The organism is Gilliamella sp. Fer4-1, assembly GCF_001690515.1.
Taxonomy (GTDB): domain Bacteria; phylum Pseudomonadota; class Gammaproteobacteria; order Enterobacterales; family Orbaceae; genus Gilliamella; species Gilliamella apicola_C.
In genome coordinates, this window is sequence record NZ_LZGZ01000197.1 from 11,782 (window position 1) to 30,075 (window position 18,294).

General features: G+C 35.6%; 20 protein-coding genes and 1 pseudogene. 13 read left to right on the forward strand and 8 right to left on the reverse strand.

Annotated elements, in window-relative coordinates; genetic code table 11:
* Positions 1–62 precede the first annotated feature (62 nt).
* The 12 genes from A9G30_RS06725 to uvrD all read left to right on the forward strand — a co-directional run bounded on the left by A9G30_RS06725 (position 63) and on the right by uvrD (position 12,296).
* Complete coding sequence (locus A9G30_RS06725; RefSeq protein ID WP_442903295.1) at positions 63–1,784, forward strand: PTS ascorbate-specific subunit IIBC; 1,722 nt, start codon at positions 63–65, stop codon at positions 1,782–1,784.
* A 23-nt stretch (positions 1,785–1,807) separates the two neighbouring features.
* On the forward strand, positions 1,808–2,281 hold the full coding sequence (locus A9G30_RS06730; protein WP_065588447.1) for a PTS sugar transporter subunit IIA: 474 nt from the start codon (positions 1,808–1,810) through the stop codon (positions 2,279–2,281).
* Positions 2,282–2,284: 3 nt separating this feature from the next.
* Positions 2,285–2,977, forward strand: a complete 693-nt coding sequence (locus A9G30_RS06735) for an L-ribulose-5-phosphate 4-epimerase (RefSeq protein ID WP_065588448.1) — start codon at positions 2,285–2,287, stop codon at positions 2,975–2,977.
* A 16-nt stretch (positions 2,978–2,993) separates the two neighbouring features.
* Positions 2,994–3,638 (forward strand): 3-keto-L-gulonate-6-phosphate decarboxylase UlaD, encoded by a 645-nt coding sequence (locus A9G30_RS06740; protein ID WP_065588449.1) that lies wholly within the window; start codon positions 2,994–2,996, stop codon positions 3,636–3,638.
* 65 nt (positions 3,639–3,703) lie between these two features.
* A complete protein-coding gene (locus A9G30_RS06745) occupies positions 3,704–4,612 on the forward strand; it encodes an L-ribulose-5-phosphate 3-epimerase (protein ID WP_065588450.1) in 909 nt (302 codons plus the stop codon).
* Positions 4,613–4,929: 317 nt separating this feature from the next.
* Entirely contained in the window at positions 4,930–5,097 is a 168-nt protein-coding gene (gene lptM / locus A9G30_RS12680; RefSeq protein ID WP_141672029.1) for an LPS translocon maturation chaperone LptM, read from the forward strand.
* A 12-nt stretch (positions 5,098–5,109) separates the two neighbouring features.
* Positions 5,110–6,363 carry a diaminopimelate decarboxylase gene (gene lysA, locus A9G30_RS06750; protein WP_065588451.1) on the forward strand — a complete coding sequence of 418 codons (1,254 nt, stop codon included), beginning with the start codon at positions 5,110–5,112 and terminating at the stop codon, positions 6,361–6,363.
* Between the two features lie 125 nt (positions 6,364–6,488).
* Positions 6,489–7,313 carry a diaminopimelate epimerase gene (dapF, locus tag A9G30_RS06755; protein WP_065581431.1) on the forward strand — a complete coding sequence of 275 codons (825 nt, stop codon included), beginning with the start codon at positions 6,489–6,491 and terminating at the stop codon, positions 7,311–7,313.
* Between the two features lie 167 nt (positions 7,314–7,480).
* Complete coding sequence (locus A9G30_RS06760) at positions 7,481–8,215, forward strand: DUF484 family protein (protein ID WP_065588452.1); 735 nt, start codon at positions 7,481–7,483, stop codon at positions 8,213–8,215.
* A 9-nt stretch (positions 8,216–8,224) separates the two neighbouring features.
* A complete protein-coding gene (gene xerC / locus A9G30_RS06765; RefSeq protein WP_065588453.1) occupies positions 8,225–9,145 on the forward strand; it encodes a tyrosine recombinase XerC in 921 nt (306 codons plus the stop codon).
* 2 nt (positions 9,146–9,147) lie between these two features.
* Entirely contained in the window at positions 9,148–9,861 is a 714-nt protein-coding gene (yigB, locus tag A9G30_RS06770) for a 5-amino-6-(5-phospho-D-ribitylamino)uracil phosphatase YigB (protein WP_065588454.1), read from the forward strand.
* Positions 9,862–10,064: 203 nt separating this feature from the next.
* On the forward strand, positions 10,065–12,296 hold the full coding sequence (uvrD, locus tag A9G30_RS06775; RefSeq protein WP_065588455.1) for a DNA helicase II: 2,232 nt from the start codon (positions 10,065–10,067) through the stop codon (positions 12,294–12,296).
* An 81-nt stretch (positions 12,297–12,377) separates the two neighbouring features.
* Here the strand turns inward: uvrD and cyaY are convergent, their stop codons facing one another.
* From cyaY to A9G30_RS06805, 6 genes are all read right to left on the reverse strand, one after another.
* On the reverse strand, positions 12,378–12,689 hold the full coding sequence (cyaY, locus tag A9G30_RS06780) for an iron donor protein CyaY (protein WP_065581426.1): 312 nt from the start codon (positions 12,687–12,689) through the stop codon (positions 12,378–12,380).
* Between the two features lie 104 nt (positions 12,690–12,793).
* Complete coding sequence (locus tag A9G30_RS06785) at positions 12,794–13,306, reverse strand: surface-adhesin E family protein (protein WP_065581425.1); 513 nt, start codon at positions 13,304–13,306, stop codon at positions 12,794–12,796.
* Complete coding sequence (locus tag A9G30_RS06790; RefSeq protein ID WP_065588456.1) at positions 13,307–14,104, reverse strand: hypothetical protein; 798 nt, start codon at positions 14,102–14,104, stop codon at positions 13,307–13,309.
* 74 nt (positions 14,105–14,178) lie between these two features.
* Positions 14,179–14,814, reverse strand: a complete 636-nt coding sequence (locus A9G30_RS06795) for a thiamine diphosphokinase (protein WP_065588457.1) — start codon at positions 14,812–14,814, stop codon at positions 14,179–14,181.
* Between the two features lie 120 nt (positions 14,815–14,934).
* Complete coding sequence (gene rimI / locus A9G30_RS06800) at positions 14,935–15,396, reverse strand: ribosomal protein S18-alanine N-acetyltransferase (RefSeq protein WP_065588458.1); 462 nt, start codon at positions 15,394–15,396, stop codon at positions 14,935–14,937.
* On the reverse strand, positions 15,365–15,772 hold the full coding sequence (locus A9G30_RS06805; protein WP_065581421.1) for a DNA polymerase III subunit psi: 408 nt from the start codon (positions 15,770–15,772) through the stop codon (positions 15,365–15,367). The genes rimI and A9G30_RS06805 overlap by 32 nt, the downstream gene beginning before the upstream one ends.
* A 93-nt stretch (positions 15,773–15,865) precedes the next feature.
* Here A9G30_RS06805 and rsmC point away from each other — a divergent pair, with 93 nt between their 5' ends.
* A complete protein-coding gene (gene rsmC / locus A9G30_RS06810) occupies positions 15,866–16,900 on the forward strand; it encodes a 16S rRNA (guanine(1207)-N(2))-methyltransferase RsmC (RefSeq protein ID WP_065588460.1) in 1,035 nt (344 codons plus the stop codon).
* A 156-nt stretch (positions 16,901–17,056) separates the two neighbouring features.
* Here rsmC and A9G30_RS06815 read toward each other — a convergent pair whose 3' ends face one another.
* The gene (locus tag A9G30_RS06815; protein ID WP_065588459.1) at positions 17,057–17,866 is read right to left on the reverse strand and encodes a hypothetical protein; all 810 of its coding nucleotides are present in this window, start codon (positions 17,864–17,866) and stop codon (positions 17,057–17,059) included.
* A 196-nt stretch (positions 17,867–18,062) separates the two neighbouring features.
* Positions 18,063–18,294, reverse strand: a pseudogene (locus tag A9G30_RS06820) (oxygen-independent coproporphyrinogen III oxidase); the annotation flags it as partial.

Sequence of the window (18,294 nt, forward strand, 5' to 3'; positions counted from 1 at the left end):
ACCGATGAGAGGAACATATGGAAGTAATTTATAACGTATTTTATATTTTTTATAGTCAAGTGATGACAAAAGCACCTTTGTTACTTGGCTTGGTGACAATGCTTGGTTATTGTCTATTACGTAAAGATATAACCACCGTGTTAAAAGGCACGATTAAGACCATTGTTGGATTTATGTTATTACAGGTTGGATCTGGCGTTTTGGTATCAACATTCAAACCTGTTATTGCTAAATTGGCAGAATACCATGGCATTAAAGGCTCTATCATTGATACTTATGCATCAATGGTCGCCGTCGAAACAGGTATGGGCGAATGCTATTCATGGGTTGGCTATTCTGTTTTGCTTGCATTAGCGATTAATATTATTTTGGTGGTATTTCGACGTTTAACCGGAATTCGAACCATTATGTTAACTGGCCATATTATGTTCCAACAGGTTGGTTTAATTGCACTATTTTATTTCCTTTTTGGTTACAGCATGTGGGAAACTATCATCTATTCGGCCATTATCACTGCGCTTTATTGGGGAATATTTTCGAATATGATGTTTAAGCCGACCGAGGCCGTTACTGGGGGAGCAGGGTTTTCAATAGGCCACCAACAACAATTCGGTTCTTGGATAGCGGTTAAATTAGCGCCAAAATTGGGGGATAAAAACGATACAGTTGATAATCTAAAATTGCCAAAATGGTTGCATATCTTTCATGATAGTATTGCCGCAACTACAATTGTGATGACAATTTTCTTTGGTATTATCTTGCTGTCATTTGGGTTAGATAATTTACAAACAATGGCAGGATCCACCCATTGGGCCATTTACATCTTTGAAACAGGGCTTAAATTTGCCGTCGCAATTCAAGTTATTGTTGGTGGGGTGCGTATGTTTGTTGCTGAATTGTCCGAAGCTTTCAAAGGTATTTCAGAAAAGCTAATTCCTAATGCGGTATTAGCTATTGACTGCGCGGCAATTTATGCTTTTTCACCTAATGCGATGGTGTTTGGTTTTATTTGGGGGGCTTTAGGGCAATTCTTAGCGATTGCATTATTACTCATCTTTAAATCGCCAATTATGATTATTCCAGGCTTTATACCAATGTTTTTTTCGAATGCAACCATTGGTGTATTTGCCAACCATTTTGGTGGTTGGAAAGCCGTAATGAAGATCTGTTTTGCCATGGGAATGATAGAGGTATTAGGCTCTGCTTGGGTAATTCATATCTTTGCTCAAAACGGTACGTCGATTGATTCATGGATGGGGATGGCAGATTGGGCGATTTTATTTCCACCGATTTTACAGGCTTTATCTATTTCACACTTATTTATCTATGTTCTTATTGTTCTAGCCCTGATTTATATGTTTTTTGCTGCTAGACAGCTTCGCCAAGAAGAGGCTAACTCTACAAATCAGCCTGAAGTCAACGATAAACATCAAGATGTCAATGAATCAGTACTTGAAAAAATGGATAAGGTCGCCGTGAGTGAAGGTCGCCCAATTCGTATCTTGGCAGTATGTGGGAGTGGGCAAGGCTCTTCAATGATGATGAAAATGAAGATTGCTAATTATTTAAATAAAAAAGGCATCCCAAACGAAATGGATTCTTGTGCAGTGACTGATTATAAATCACGTTTACCCAATGTCGATATCATTGTTGCATCTAAACATCTTATTCATGAAATTGAGGTGAATGAAGGTCAACATGCGTTAGGCGTACAAAATATGTTAAATCCACAAACTTTTGGCGATGAGCTGATAAAGCTGATTGAACAAGTGTTTTCTAAATGATTTTAAATACTAAGGAGTGCACCATGGCTTTAAAAGAATCACTAATTGACAATAACTCTATTTTACTCAAAGCAAATGCTGCAACTTGGCAAGATGCCATTAAGCTAGGCACTGATATGCTAGTCGCCTCTAAAGCAATAGAGCCGTCGTACTACGATGCTATTGTTCGCTGTGTCAAAACAATGGGGCCTTATATTATTATTGCACCAAACTTTGCCATGCCTCATGCAAGGCCTGAAGATGGAGTAAATCGTACAGCTTTTGCTTTAGTTACCTTAAAAAAACCTGTCTATTTTGATGGTGAAGCTGAGCCTGTCGATGTTTTAGTGACATTAGCGGGTAGCACATCGGATCAGCATATGAAAGGATTAATGGAGGTCACTCAAATTTTAGATGATGAAAACAGTGAAACAGGGGTTGATCTAGATAAATTAAGGCGTTGTAACACCAAAGAAGATGTTTATGCCGTTATTGATCGCGCCTTAAATGGAGGTTAAATCATGTATCAAGCATTAAAAGAACGGGTGTTGAATGCTAATTTATTGTTACCTAAATATCATTTAGTGACTTTTACTTGGGGTAATGTCTCTGAAATCGATCGTGAAAAAGGCGTTATCGCCATCAAGCCTTCTGGTGTTGAATATAGCAATATGAAACTGGATGATATTGTGGTTATTTCGCTAATGGGGGATATTGTGGAGGGAAAATTAAATCCTTCAAGCGATACCGCAACGCATATTGAATTGTATAAAGCATTTCCACAAATTGGTGGTATTGTGCATACCCATTCTCGTTATGCCACTATTTGGGCACAAGCGGAATTAGACATCCCTGCACTAGGTACGACGCATGCCGATTATTTTTATGGTGATGTGCCTTGTACGCGTGCACTAACCGATAGTGAAATTGCAATCGATTATGAAAAAAATACTGGATTAGTCATTGTAGAAGAGTTTAAACGCCGAGGCCTAGATCCCGTAGCAATGCCAGGGGCTGTTATCTCTGGTCATGCTCCATTTTGTTGGGGTAAAAATGCGTTAGATGCAGTGCATAATGCGGTCGTACTTGAAGAAGTAGCTATGATGGCTCTTTCCACTCGGCAACTTAATCAAACAATCAAAATTCAACAAACGTTATCTGATAAGCACTATTTTCGCAAACACGGTGCGAATGCTTACTATGGTCAAAAATAGCAAATAGGAGAACAACATGGCAGCACCTAAATTACAAATCGCATTAGATCAAACCGAATTAGCGCCAGCATTAGACGTGGCAAAAAATGTAGCGGGTTTTGTCGATATCATTGAAGTGGGAACCATTCTTGCTTTTGGTGCAGGTATGCAAAGTGTAAAACGGTTAAGAGAACTTTATCCCAATCATATTTTAGTATGCGATTTAAAAACCACTGATGGTGGTGCGATATTGGCAAAAATGGCTTTTTCCGCAGGTGCAAACTGGTTAACAGTTTCAGCTGCTGCGCATATTGCTACTGTCGAAGCTTGTAAAAAAGTAGCTGATGAGTTTAAAGGCGAAATTCAGATCGAATTATACGGGCATTGGACATTAGAAGATGCTAAAGCTTGGCGTAACCTTGGCATTAAGCAAGCAATATACCATCGCTCTCGTGATGCTGAACTTGCTGGTATTGGTTGGGGTGAAGATGATATAACAAAAATGCGTCAATTATCTGATTTAGGACTTGAACTTTCAATCACCGGTGGCATTGTGCCAGAAGATATTCACTTATTTGCAGGCATAAAAACTAAAGCGTTTATTGCTGGTCGTGCGCTTGCTAATGAAAACGGTCAACAAACTGCGCAAGCATTAAGAACGCAGATCGCAAAATATTGGTAACAACAGCATGCAGTTGAAAAAATCAGCTGCATGGTATTTTTTCATATAAAAAATGGGTTATCACAATGCCACAAAGTAACGATATATTAGAAAAACGGTATCAAATCAAAAACACGCCTCGAATAGGCATTTACGAAAAAGCCTTACCTAATCAACTATTATGGCAAGAGAAATTACAAATAGCCAAAAACTTAGGATTTGATTTTATCGAAATGTCGATCGATGAATCAGATGAACGCCGCGCCCGATTAGATTGGTCTGACGAAGAGATCTATTCACTTAGGCATCAATGTGAAAAAATCGGCATTCCGCTACATTCCATGTGCTTAAGTGCGCATCGTAAATATCCATTTGGTTCAGCTAATCATGATACCCGCAATGAAGCTAAAAGCATTATGGATAAAGCGATTACACTAGCTTACAAATTAGGGATAAGAGTGATCCAGCTAGCGGGTTATGATGTCTATTATGAACCCGCTGACTTGCAAACGCATCAACGTTTTATTAAAGGTATGCAGTGGGCCGTTAAGCAAGCTGAGCGAGCAGGGGTGATGCTGGCGGTTGAAATTATGGATACACAATATCTTAATAGTTTAAGCAAGTTCGAAATTTTAAAAAAAGAAATCAACTCGCCTTATTTTATGGCTTACCCTGATGTAGGCAATATTACCGGATGGAATTACGATACTTGTACCGAGCTTATGTTAAGTCGTGATCATATTGTGCAGATTCATTTAAAAGATACCTATAAAGTTAGGTCGAATTATCTTGGTCAGTTTAGGGATCTTGTTATTGGTGAAGGTGAGGTCGATTTTACCGCTATCTTCAAAACGCTTAGAGCCATGAATTATGTGGCTCCCCTAGTTATCGAAATGTGGGCGAACGATGATAATTGGGAAACTAATATTATTACTGCGCAAAAAAGATTAAAGCTAATAGGTGATAGAACCAATTTTCCTATTTTTGACAAGTAAACTAACCTTTTTTTAATCCACAGTTAGAATCAGTTCTTGTACTATGACAACACAATATTAAGTTCTACCAAAATAATTCAGCGGTAGAGCTTAATATGAAATTGTTTAACGTGTGTTAAGGTATATGAATCAATAACAACAAGACCACAACAAGAACACAATTAACCGTTTTGGCATTTTACTTATTGCAATACGCCATCGACTTACTAATTTTATCTATCGGTTTATCTAGACTTGATTAATTACACTTTGCACTGCTATGGGTATCGTGTAATATAGATAGCATCATAAAAAATCGAAATAATCTTGAATACGATATGAAATTAACTATAAAATTACTCTCTATCTTTTGGATTACGTTAGTTTTAATGGGGTGTGGATTAAAAGGGCCGCTTTATCATCCAGTTGAAACCGCATCGATAGTACAGTTTAAAACTGCAACAACAGCTTCAATTCAGTCTGATTCATTGATTAGAAAAATATAAAGGAATAAAGGGATGGATTTTCTGCATTATCAGCAGGGTCACTTATTTGCTAATCAAATAGCTATAGCGGATCTTGCAAAACAGTATGGTACTCCATTGTATGTTTATTCAGCAGATCACATAAGCAAACAGTTTTTAGCCTATGAACAGGCATTGGCTGCTAATAAACATTTAGTTTGTTACGCTGTTAAAGCGAATAGCAATTTAGCTGTTTTAAGTTTATTGGCAAAATTGGGATCGGGCTTTGATATTGTTTCACAAGGTGAATTAGAACGAGTATTAAAAGCAGGCGCTGATCCTAAAAAGATCGTGTTTTCTGGCGTGGCTAAATCAATCGTTGAAATTGAACGCGCGCTTGAAGTTGACATTAAATGCTTTAATGTTGAGTCTGAGCCTGAATTATATCGAATTGATGAAGTTGCAAAAAGATTAGGTAAAATCGCACCGATTTCATTGAGGATTAATCCTGATGTGGATGCTAAAACACATCCTTATATATCAACAGGCTTGCGCGAGAATAAATTTGGTATTAGTTATCAGTTAGCGTTGGATATTTATGAAAAAGCACGATCATTAGCGCATATTAATATTGTAGGTATTGATTGCCATATTGGTTCGCAATTAACCCAATTGTCACCATTTCTTGATGCTGCTGATCGCATTCTTGCTTTAGTTGATAAATTACAATCCAATGGTATTTTTATTAAACATATCGATTTTGGTGGTGGTTTAGGCGTTTGTTATGACAACGAGCAACCTCCGACAGCATTGCAACTCGTCACCGAGTTAAAGAATAAATTAGTTAATTACCCTGATATTGAAATTCTGTTTGAACCAGGGCGATCTATTGTTGCTAATTCAGGTTTGTTAATTACTAAAGTTGAATATACCAAACACCAAGATAGCAACCACTTTGCGATTGTCGATGCGGGGATGAATGATTTAATTCGTCCAGCACTGTATGAAGCTTGGATGAACGTATTGCCTGAAAAACAACCGCAAGCTAGCGATGAGCCATTCATATACAATGTTGTTGGTCCTATTTGTGAATCTAGTGATGTTCTGGCCTATCAGCGTGCGCTTTCGGTTAAGCAGGACGATTTGTTGGTAATTTGTAGTGCTGGTGCTTATGGGTTTTCTATGGCATCGAATTACAATAGTCACCCAAGACCTGCTGAAGTGATGCTAATTAATGAACAACAGCATAAATTAATTCGCCAACGTGAGTCTTTGGATGATTTATGGCGAGGGGAAGTGGTTTTATAGCATTTATAAATAGTGGAAGGGTTAATAATCTCCATACAATATTCTTCTTTGCGTGGGTACGAGTTAACAGCCAAAATAAAAAAAATAAAGAACTAATATGTTTGACAACAAAAGGTAAATTTACGATGAACTTTTCAAAAATGCATGGACTCGGAAATGATTTTATGGTTATTGATGCAGTGACGCAAAATGTTCATCTGTCAACTGAAATGATTAAGCGTATGGCTGATAGATATACTGGCATTGGCTTTGATCAACTTCTTATTGTTGAGCCACCTTATGTGCCCGATAGCGATTTTCATTATCGTATCTTTAATTCTGATGGTTCTGAAGTTGAGCAATGCGGTAATGGTGCTCGTTGTTTTGCTCGTTTTGTTCGTTTAAAAGGGTTAACTCGAAAACGTGTATTAAAAGTTAGCACCATGAAAGGCAATATTATTTTAACCGTAAATGACGATGAGACAGTACGCGTTAATATGGGGGAGCCTATTTTTGAACCCAATAAGATTCCTTTCAAGGCTATTAAAGAAGAAAAAACTTATATAATTCGAGCACAAGAACAGACCGTGTTATGTGGCGTTGCATCTATGGGAAATCCTCATTGTGTTATTCAAGTCGATAATATTGTAACAGCAGAAGTTACAAGGTTGGGAGCGGTATTAGAGCAACATGAACGCTTTCCCGAACATGCTAATATTGGCTTTATGCATATTATCGATCGCGATAATATTAATTTACGGGTATTTGAAAGGGGGGTTGGCGAAACCCAGGCTTGTGGTACAGGTGCTTGTGCAGCAGTGGCAGTAGGTGTTAATCAAGGGTTATTAAACCCGCGTGTTAATGTTAATTTACCAGGTGGTAAATTATTGATTGAATGGAACGGTGGGCATCAACCACTTTATATGACAGGACCAGCTACGCATGTGTATGATGGCTTTATTGCCATTTAATTTTGATATTATCGTTGTTTAACCACAAGACTTTGTTACCGAAAAATTTCAATAGGTAAAAATCTTTCAGAAAACCCATTGATTTTATTTGATTTTTTTTGTTTGTTTTAAAAGGGTGACTTTAATCCCCCAAAAACGTTAGATATATAATATGATAGAAATGAATTATGGTTGCAAAAACTACTAGGAATAGACGAGTAAGAAAATCCCAGAAAAAACCATCTTCTGTACAATTGAATGATGAAATTGTCAGTCAATATATTATTGATAACCCTGATTTTTTTATACGAAATGCACGATGTGTAGAGAGTGTTCAAGTGCCTCATCCTGTTCGTGGGGGGATTTCATTACCTGAATGGTATATGGCACGCCAGCGCAATAAAATTAAGCAATTAGAATCCGAAATTACGTTGTTAATGGAACATGCTAGCGCTAATGAGCTACTTTTTAACCAAATGATGGATTTACAAATTGAATTGTTCAAAGCGCAAGATTTAAACCAATTAATAGTCATATTAAACACATGGGCAAAATCGTTAGGTCTCAGTGGTGCTTACTTATATCTTTTTGACGACAAATGGTTACTTAGTGCGCCGTCAAATTATTATCATTTAGCTTTAAATACGTTACAGTTTGATTTTATTCGTGTTAGGCATTTACAGTATAGCCAACAATATTTAGGGACATTGAATTCAACGGAAATTGATTTTTTACTACCAGAACATGGTTATATTGGCTCGGTAGCTTTATCATTATTAGGACAATTTGGTGATCTGGGACTGTTAATGTTTACTAGCACTAATCCAGAACATTACCAAGCAGGGCAAGGGACATTATTACTTGAAAAAATGAGTGAAATTTTACCTATTTTAATTAGTAGATGGATCATGCGAATAAATTAAGGAAAGATCATGGCTCAGCCTAATCAAAATGTCGATGCTCGATTAACTTTGCCTGTTGAGCAGTTTTTAAATTATTTAAAGTCAGAAAAACAGCTCAGCTTAAACACACAAATTAATTATCGGCGTCAACTTTATGCGCTTATGTCATTGGCAAAAGATGCCGAAATTTCAACTTGGCAAGATTTAGACTCTTCAGCTGTAAGATTGTTAATTAGTCGTAGCAGACAAACAGGGTTACAAGCTAGAAGCTTATCATTAAGATTATCTGCGTTGCGCAGCTTTTGTGATTGGATGGTAAAAAATGAATATCTTAACGCCAACCCAGCTCGAGGCGTGCTAAATCCCAAATTAGGTCAGCATCTACCAAAAAATATTGATATTGACGAAATTAATCAGCTACTTGAAATTGACCATAATGATCCGCTTTCTGTTCGTGATAGAGCGATGCTTGAAGTTATGTATGGTTCGGGGTTACGCCTTTCTGAATTAGTTACGCTTAACTGTCGAGAGTTAAATCTAGTTGATGGTGAAGTCCGTGTAATGGGTAAAGGAAATAAAGAGCGAAAACTGCCATTAGGCCGAGAATCTATCAAATGGATTAAACGCTGGTTGTCAATGCGAGATTTTTTTATTCCACAGGATGATGCGCTGTTTATTTCAAAGTTAGGTAAACGAATTTCACCACGTAATGTTGAAAAACGATTTGCCGAATGGGGCGTTAAGCAGGGCTTAAGTAGCCATGTCCATCCACATAAATTACGTCATTCATTTGCAACTCATATGCTCGAATCAAGTGGTGATTTGCGAGCAGTGCAAGAGTTGCTTGGGCATGCTGATTTATCTACGACTCAAGTTTATACGCATTTGGATTTTTCACATCTGTCTGAAGTTTATGATTCAGCCCATCCACGAGCTAAAAGAGGAAAATAAAGATGCACTTTTATCGCTCTATTACTACGATTAAAGCGCTGACTTTCGATCTGGATGATACTTTATATGATAACAGTATGATCGTTGAAAAAGCGGAAGACGAGATGATCAATACGCTTAAGTGTTATGAACAGTTGCATACTTTAACTCTATCTGAGTATTTTACTGAAAAGTATGCCGTGCTTGCTGATAATCCCGAAATCTATCATGATGTTAATGTTTGGCGAGCTCAAACGATTAAATCGTTATTAAGTAAAACCAATATTCCAAAATCAAAATTTACCGACGTGATTGATCAATCCGTTGCCTGTTTTAATTTTTGGCGACATAAGATGAAAGTACCTGAATCAACACACTTATTATTAACTCAATTGGCTGCTAACTATCCTTTAGCGGTGATCACTAATGGTAATGTCGATATTAATCAAATTGATTTGGGGGATTATTTTCAATTTTCCTTGCGATGTGGTGAATGTACGCGTTCAAAACCTTTTCCAGAAATTTTTAATTTGGCCGCTCATAAATTAGCTATTCCATCACACCATATTTTACATGTAGGGGATAATTTATTAACGGATGTCGCTGGTGCTATTGATAGTGGTTTCTTAGCTTGTTTTATCAATATTTATAATCGCGATATTTTACAACTTGAGGAAGCAAGATGCTTGCCCCACATGGAAATAACTCAATTGTCAGAATTAGAGAATCTGCTATAATCTTTATTGTGTCTGTATAAATAAACAGTAAGATTAAGTGAAGATAAATTATGTTAATACCAGCGATACATTTTCTTAATAAATTTCTTTTTTCTTGGCTGCAAGTCGACAATAGTGGCTCAAGATATGATAACAATATTAATAATACACTCGACATTAATGCTGGTTAATGTTTTCGATTACTAAAATAGGTTATGAACGTAATGCAAAATAATAAATCATTATTAGACGACCTGAATACAGAACAACAAAATGCAGTCACCACCGATAATCAATATACCATTGTCCTTGCTGGAGCAGGGAGTGGTAAAACGCGAGTTTTAGTTCACCGTATTGCTTGGCTTTGTATTGAGAAACATTATTCACCAGGATCAATTTTTGCGGTTACTTTTACCAATAAATCTGCTGCAGAAATGCAAGAGCGAATTCAAACATTAGTAGGCGAAAGTTATTTTAATGGGATGTGGGTAGGGACATTTCATGGGCTGACTCACCGTTTATTACGCATGTTTCCTGAACAAGCTAAGTTGCCACCAAATTTTCAACTTATTGATTCTGAAGACCAAGTTCGGCTCATCAAACGGATTTTTCGGGAATTAAAAATAGATGAAAAACAATGGTCACCTAAACAATGTGCTGCTTTTATTTCCACTCAAAAAGAAAAGGGGTTACGTGCTGGCGATATTGTTCCAGAAGATCCTAAACAAGTTATGTGGCAAACGATTTATCGCGATTACCAAGCTATTTGTGATAGAGTTGGTTATGTTGATTTTTCTGAATTAATCCTAAGAGCTTATGAACTGCTTTGCCGTGATAATGAAGTATTAACTTATTGTCATCACCGTTTTTGCAATATCCTCATTGATGAATTTCAAGACACAAATCATATTCAATACCACTTTGTACAAAAGTTAGCAGGTGGGACTGCCAATGTAATGATAGTAGGGGATGATGATCAATCTATCTACAGTTGGCGTGGTGCTAATGCAGATAATCTTCAATTATTTATTAATGATTATCCTGAAACTGAAATAATTCGATTAGAGCAAAATTACCGTTCGACAGGTAATATTCTTGATGTAGCAAATAAATTAATTGCACAAAATAAAAATCGGTTGGGAAAAAACTTATGGACAGATAGAGGCAATGGTGAACTCATTTCGCTTTATGTTGGCTTTAATGATGTTGATGAAGCGAGGTTTGTTATTGGTCAAATAAAAAAACTGCATCAAGAAGGCGAAAATTATGCAAGTTGTGCAATTTTGTACCGAAATAATGCGCAATCACGCATCTTTGAAGATACCTTGTTACAAGCTGGATTACCTTATCAGATTTATGGCTCTATACGTTTTTATGAACGGCAAGAGGTAAAATTAGCACTTGCTTATTTACGATTATTGCACGACCACAATAATGATATGGCGTTTGAAGCTACAGTCAATACACCGCCACGAGGTATTGGTAATGTTACGCTAGATAAAGTTAGATTGGCAGCAAAGCAACATAATATTTCATTGTGGCAAGCGTGTATAATGCTAATCCAAGCTAATGCATTGACAGAAAGACAGTGTTCGGGAATTAGTCGTTTTTTGGAGTTGATAGATTCTATTTTTAATGAAGTAGGTACGCAACCATTTTATAAGCAACTCGACGCGATTATTAAATTATCTGGTGTATTGCAAATGTATGAGCAAGAACCTGGCATTAAAGGTCAATCCAGATTAGAAAATCTTGAAGAATTAATATCCGCAGCTGAGCAGTTTTATCTTTCTAATGAAAACACGGTTATTGAAGACAGCGAAACGGGTAAAACATTGACTGTTTTAGAGTCTTTTTTAGCTTATACGTCGCTAGAAAGCCGGGATGCAAATCGCGAGCAAGATTTAGTTCAATTGATGACACTGCATTCAGCCAAAGGCCTTGAATTTGATAATGTATTTATTGTTGGATTAGAAGAAGGGTTATTTCCAGCCCTACGCTCTTCCCAAGAACCTGAAAAAATAGAAGAAGAAAGGCGTCTTGCTTATGTTGGTATTACTCGAGCTCGTAAATTTTTGACCCTTTCATTAGCTGAGCTAAGGCGTCTATATGGACGTGAAGAACGTAATTTACCTTCCCGCTTTTTGGCGGAATTGCCTGTTGATAAATTAAATGAAATTAGTTATCGAGGCGATATTACCTTATCAGGCAAAGAAAAATATTATGATTCCAATGAAGATAGGCAACCTTATCGTGATCGCCAAAAATCTTATATTAAGAAAACTTGCCAAAGTGATGGTTACACATTAGGTCGTAAAGTGTTGCATAACCGCTTCGGCGAAGGCACGATTGTTAACCTTGATGGAGACGGCGATCATAAGCGAGTACAAATTGCTTTTGTTGATGAGGGAATTAAATGGTTGGTAGTTAAACTGGCTAATCTTACCTTACTGTAAACTTCATTTTTAAGTAAGATTCTATAATTATCTGATGAAACGGGGATTGAGCGTTAAATTAATCCCCGATTTTAATCTACCTTATTGATCTGCTTGTTCTCTTACAGATTCCGAAAAAATCTGGTCAAATGGTTGGTTAGTTCGATTACAAATCCAATTATCATTTATATATTCAAAATGATAACCTTGTATACGAGTGGCTAACCAGACCTGAAAAAGAGGCTCTTGGGTATTAACGATGATTTTACTGCCATTGGGAAAACTAACAGTAATGACATTGCCATTTGCTTCATAGTCCAAATCGATATCATGCTTATCTGCATAATCATCCAAATACAATTCAAGTTTATTAAATAGCTCATCAGTAAGTGCATGGAATTGTGCGGTATTCATAAAAGTATAATCGGTTAGGTAAATAATGGCATGATATTAGCATAAATAGATATGCTCTGCCACACAGCAAGGTGGCAAGAGTAAAATAGGTACAGATTTAATTATTAAGGTGCTAGCGGTAATGAACAACCAATAACAAGTAACTTATATTGCTCACTACCTTGGTTTGTATTTACCCAGCGATTTGGCATTTCAATTGTATTGACTAATGTTCCATCGCCAAAGTTGTTTTCAATTGTTCTGAGTTTGCCCTTTGCTAATTCCATTTTATCGCAATTAGCATAATAATCAATTTTAATGGAATGATAAGGCGTTTCAGTACCATCATTATTTTTTTGAACTAATGCTGGACTGTAGTTAGTCACTTCACTAAATACACGGATTTTAGTATTAAAAGGGTGAAGTTTAATCGATTTTCTATCTAAAAAAGAATAACCAACAATATCATCTTCGTTCGATTTCGATATTGGAATGAATTGCTCACCGACTCTAGGATCTTTCAAGCTTTCAGCTGCTGTATTTTCATTTTTTTTAGCGTCATTATCGATTTTTTCTTCAGCAGCATGGCTAAATGTGGCAAAAGAAAAGAGAATTAAAAATAAACTGACCTTTTTCATTTAAATATTATCTCCATCTTTTGAGGTGGTTTCTATAGGGTTAATGTGCGTTTGAGGTTGTTGTTCCTGTTCCTGTTTTTCTTTTTTCTTTTGCATCTTTTCTTTATATGCTTTGATTTTTTCTTGAAGCTCGGCTTCTTGTTTTTCAATAATTGGTTTTAGATCTGGTCGAATAACAAATAGTTCTTTTTTCTCTATATCACCTTGGATAGAACAAAAAATACTACTTTGGTTATTGGCAACTTGTTCTAAGTAAAGTGCTTTATTAATAGTTCCGATCCTTGGTATAACGCCATCAATAGCATAAGGATCGTCTTGCCATGTTGCTGGATTTAATTTGTGATCATAAATTTGGGAATTTGCTATGTAAACATTGGTATTGTATGGTAACCAATTAATATTATTTAAAGCGCCTTTAACCTCAATTTCATTATTATCAAAGATAAAACCCCAATATAAAAAATAACCATACAAGGAGGTTGGAATATAGATATTACGATAACCAATAATCTTTAAACCATGATATTCAAGTGTTTTTTTAAACATGACTTGGTTTTCATCAAGATTTTGAATAGACTTAACGGGAATATAGGTTACCTGTTCAGGCGTAGTCGCTAAGTCAACATATTGGTTGATTGATTCTTGGTGTTTAGCAAGTTGTTCAAAAAACTGATTATCACATTGGAGAAATGTATCAATTACTTTGTCTGTTTCACGTTGCTCGGTATTGGTCTGTGCAAAAGATATACAAGAAATAAATGAAGCACAAACAAGCACAGAAAGTTTTTTTAGAAGCATGGTGAGTTTCCTTGACCAATAAATTATACTTATTTTTTGGGGAAAATTATTGTAAAGTAATGTAAATATGTGTGTCAATTAACATTACGTAAATCCTCAATAAAGACGATTAAATCGCCGTTTTTAAATGATATTTTAGCCAAATCACTGATAATTTTGTTTCTTAAACTCACACATCCACCCAATGATAGCGTTTGCTTTGTTAAGGGATACTGAAAACCTGTGATAGTTAAACCAGTCACTTTTGAAAGTGGCATTAGCGAAATAATACGATTTTTTACATTAGTCATCTTTTGATAACGTTTGGCAAAAAAGAAATAGCAATAATTATCATAAAATGTTATTTGAAATCGATGATAATATTTCATTGCAACAGAAATATTACCTAAAAAGTGATCGCTAGCATGACCGCAAGCGCCATAAATATCGAATGTGGTTACGCCTTTATCTGCTAAAAACAAGATTGCCTTTTCAAAATCCGTTTTATTTTGATCGGGAGTGTGGATAATTTCAGTTTGCTTTGGAATGGTAAGGTTATTATTGAAACTATCTAAATCACCAATAATAAAATTGGGTATAATCGGTGAGTTAATCAAATAGTTATGATAAGCGCCGTCAGTTGCTGCAATATAGGTATAGCTATCTAAATTGTTGGGGTAAAACTTCGGCGGCTCACCATTGACAAATAGTAGGGCTGTATTTCTTTGCATGATTACTTTCTCAGATGTCTTTATCCGTTAAGCCGTAACATCTTGCTTTCTGGGATGAAATGTAAAGGGTAAACGACGGTGGTGGTAGTCATTCACCCATTGTTTAGTGTGTGAAGGATGTCAAAAAGCTAATGTATAAGCCATAATAATTGCATCTTCTCGTTTACCATCAGTTGTTGGATAATAGCCTTTTCGAACTGTTATTTGGTTAAAACCCAATGATTGATATAGTCTTATTGCTGGTGAATTTGATTGCCTTACTTCAAGCCAAAGTGTTGTAATTGGGCTTGGCGATGTTATGGTTATTAATTTCTCTATCAAGTGGTTGAGTAGATCTCTAGCCAGCCCTTGTTTTCTAAAATTGGGATGGATAGCGATATTAAATAACTCAGCTTCATCGAATGCTTGGTGGCAGATACAAAATCCTACTAGCTGATTATCGACAGTTATTTTAAAATTTAAATACCCATTCCCGTGGTTTGAAAAGAATGTCTGTTTTGACCACGGTATCGCATGGCAGATCTGTTCTAATTTAAAGGCTTTAGTTAAATCATTTTTTGTTAGGGTGGAAATCGTTTTCATATTGACATAATTGTTGCCAAAGTTGGCGTTTTTGTTGTGATGCATTTGCAAGTAAGTCTAAACTTATGGTTTGAATTGTAAGTGAATGCTCCCAATGCTCATCAGGTTTAATATCAATAAACCAAACCACGGTTTTAATCTCACTAGCAGGTATAATAAGCTGTGAAGGCGTTAAGACCAGTACTTGCTCTTCGGTAAGACGAATAGCATTTAAAATATCAAAATAGATTTTTTGCGTTGGTTTTTGTTCGGCCACAACGATTAAACGAATCTCGTCACTAATGTGTGTGGATACTTCACCTTTCAATACGGCTGGTCTGCGCAAAACATACTGCGTTATATTGCATTGCTTTAGGTACCAATCTTGTTGCGTCATTATCGACTTAAGTTTTTTATTAGAGATTAAAGGTGGTTAATTGTATAATCAACGCATCAATTTATAAAGGTTTTTCATCGAGGAAATATGGCCATATCCACTTTTACTCCTGCAAGTCAGGTTCTTGAGCGCCGCCAAGCATTTTTTAACGATAAAAATGTGGTGATAGCAGGTGATATCCAAGATAGTTATCCATCGGTTATGTCAGCAAATCAAGTTAAGATTCATTGCACACAATTTCATACGTATTTACGTTTAAAAAATAGCGCACGAGGCAATCATACCTATTTTTCATTGTTGCCAGAAGTGGATTTTTACGTTGGAATGAACACACTGATTTACTATTGGCCCAAAACGAAAAGTGAAGCGCAGTTTCAGCTATCGTATTTATTACATAATATGCCTAAAGGGAGTGATATTTTTATTATTGGTGAAAATCGCACAGGCGTAAAAAGTGTTGAATCTTTATTAGGCGATTTTGGGACAATTCAAAAAATAGATAGCGCAAGACGTTGTGGGTTATATCATTTTCAGGCAGAAAACCGTTTAGCGTTTGATCTTAATGAGTGGTGGTTAAGTTATCATTTAACTATTGAAAATCAAGATATCGAAATTAAAAGTTTGCCAGGTGTATTTAGCCAAAAAGGGTTAGATGCAGGCAGTGAGTTATTATTAAATGCATTAATAGATCATGCTGATATTATAAAAGGCAATGTATTGGATGTGGGCTGTGGCTCGGGTATATTATCTACAGTGCTTGGTAAATTATGCCCTGATATAGAACTGACGTTATCCGATGTTAGTAGCGCAGCAATTGAGTCAAGCAAAATGACGTTAGCTAGTAATAGTGTAAATGGGGCCGTTGTAGCCAGTGATGTTTTTTCTCATTTAAATGATAAATATCATCTTATTGTTTCGAATCCCCCTTTTCATGATGGTAAACAAACCAGTTACACTGCGGTTAATTCCTTAATTAAGGAAGCTAAAAAACATTTAAAATTAAATGGTTATTTGTGCATTGTGGCAAATTCATTTTTACCGTATCAAGCCATTTTAGATGAAACATTCAAATGTGTTGAAGTGATAGCCCAAACGACTAAATTTAAAGTTTATTTAGCAAGCCATTAATAAGTGAGGTTTGTTTATTTTTTAAAGAAAAGGATGCGTTGCAATACATATCACAAGTTTTATAAATAAAGGGGCGATTTTATCACCCCTTTATTTTAAAATGTAAATAGTTGTTAGATTTAAATTGATTTCACTATTATTGATATCATATCTAGATTATGAGAGGGCTTCTTTTAATGCCTGCATTTCATTATAGGTAAAATCACAGCGCGTAAATTCTTGATCAAGAAGAATAGGAACAGAGTTGCTTTCACCGACTACGGCCAACGCATTACATTTATTTCTAATCCTATCACCTATAATGATTGGTCCACCGTTTGAGTCTTTATTAAAATTGGCTGCATATTTAGCATTTATTCCTTGTGCATTGTTTGCACGATATAAAGCAGTTATTATTTTACCATAAGAGACTAATTTAACTGGCACAATAACAGGTGTTAATTTTTGCCCATTAATTTCCTTGATAACTTTTGTCATTTTATGTGTTCTTAAAAAACATCCTAAACTCATCCATGTAACCAATAATAACAAAAGAATAAGACCAGTAGTAGCCACAAATACAGTTCGCATATTATCAATAGCTAAATTGAGTGTTACTAGTGATGGATCATCGGCAGAAGCCACAGTTACAACTTGATAATTTCCTTTTTTCCCTCCAATGAAAGTATAATCACGCTTAATAACTTGTCCTGTATCAGTGGTAATTTTCACTGAACAGTTATCAACCGCACGTTTTGCACGACATGTACCTTCTACATCATAGTTAACCACAACTGGATTCCGTGATATTTTATAATCATCAATTAATCCAGGATAATTTCTTATGCCCATAAACATAGCTAACACAAATAAAATTATTGCTGCACCTATTCTTCTTATTTGATGAAGTGAGCCTTCTTGCTTTAGTTTCATAACTTTTAAAGGGCGAGTTGGAAATACTTCTACTAATTTATTCGTCAATCCCATTTTATCAATATACTCCTTACTAAAATAAAAATTTCATGTCTAAACTAAAATTGTGTTATTAAAGGTTAACCTTTAATAACACAATAAAATTAACAAGTTATTACTTTCTTTTATTAAATTGGACTAAATCTTATCATAATATTTATTTTATAGGAATCACTCGCGTTGTTTCAGTGATTTGAAAAATGATATCAAATTAAATAACTCTGGAAAACTGTTGCTGCCTTGCCATTTTTCGCATATAAATATCAAAGCACATACAAATGTTGCGTATCAGTAAATGCCCTTTACGTTGAACTTTAATTATCTTGTCATTTACTGTGACTAATCCATCTTGTTGCAATGGAGCGAGTAGTTTTAAGTCTTCAGCAAAATAGTTATCGAACTGGATATGAAATTGTTCTTCTATTGCTTTTTTATCTAAATAA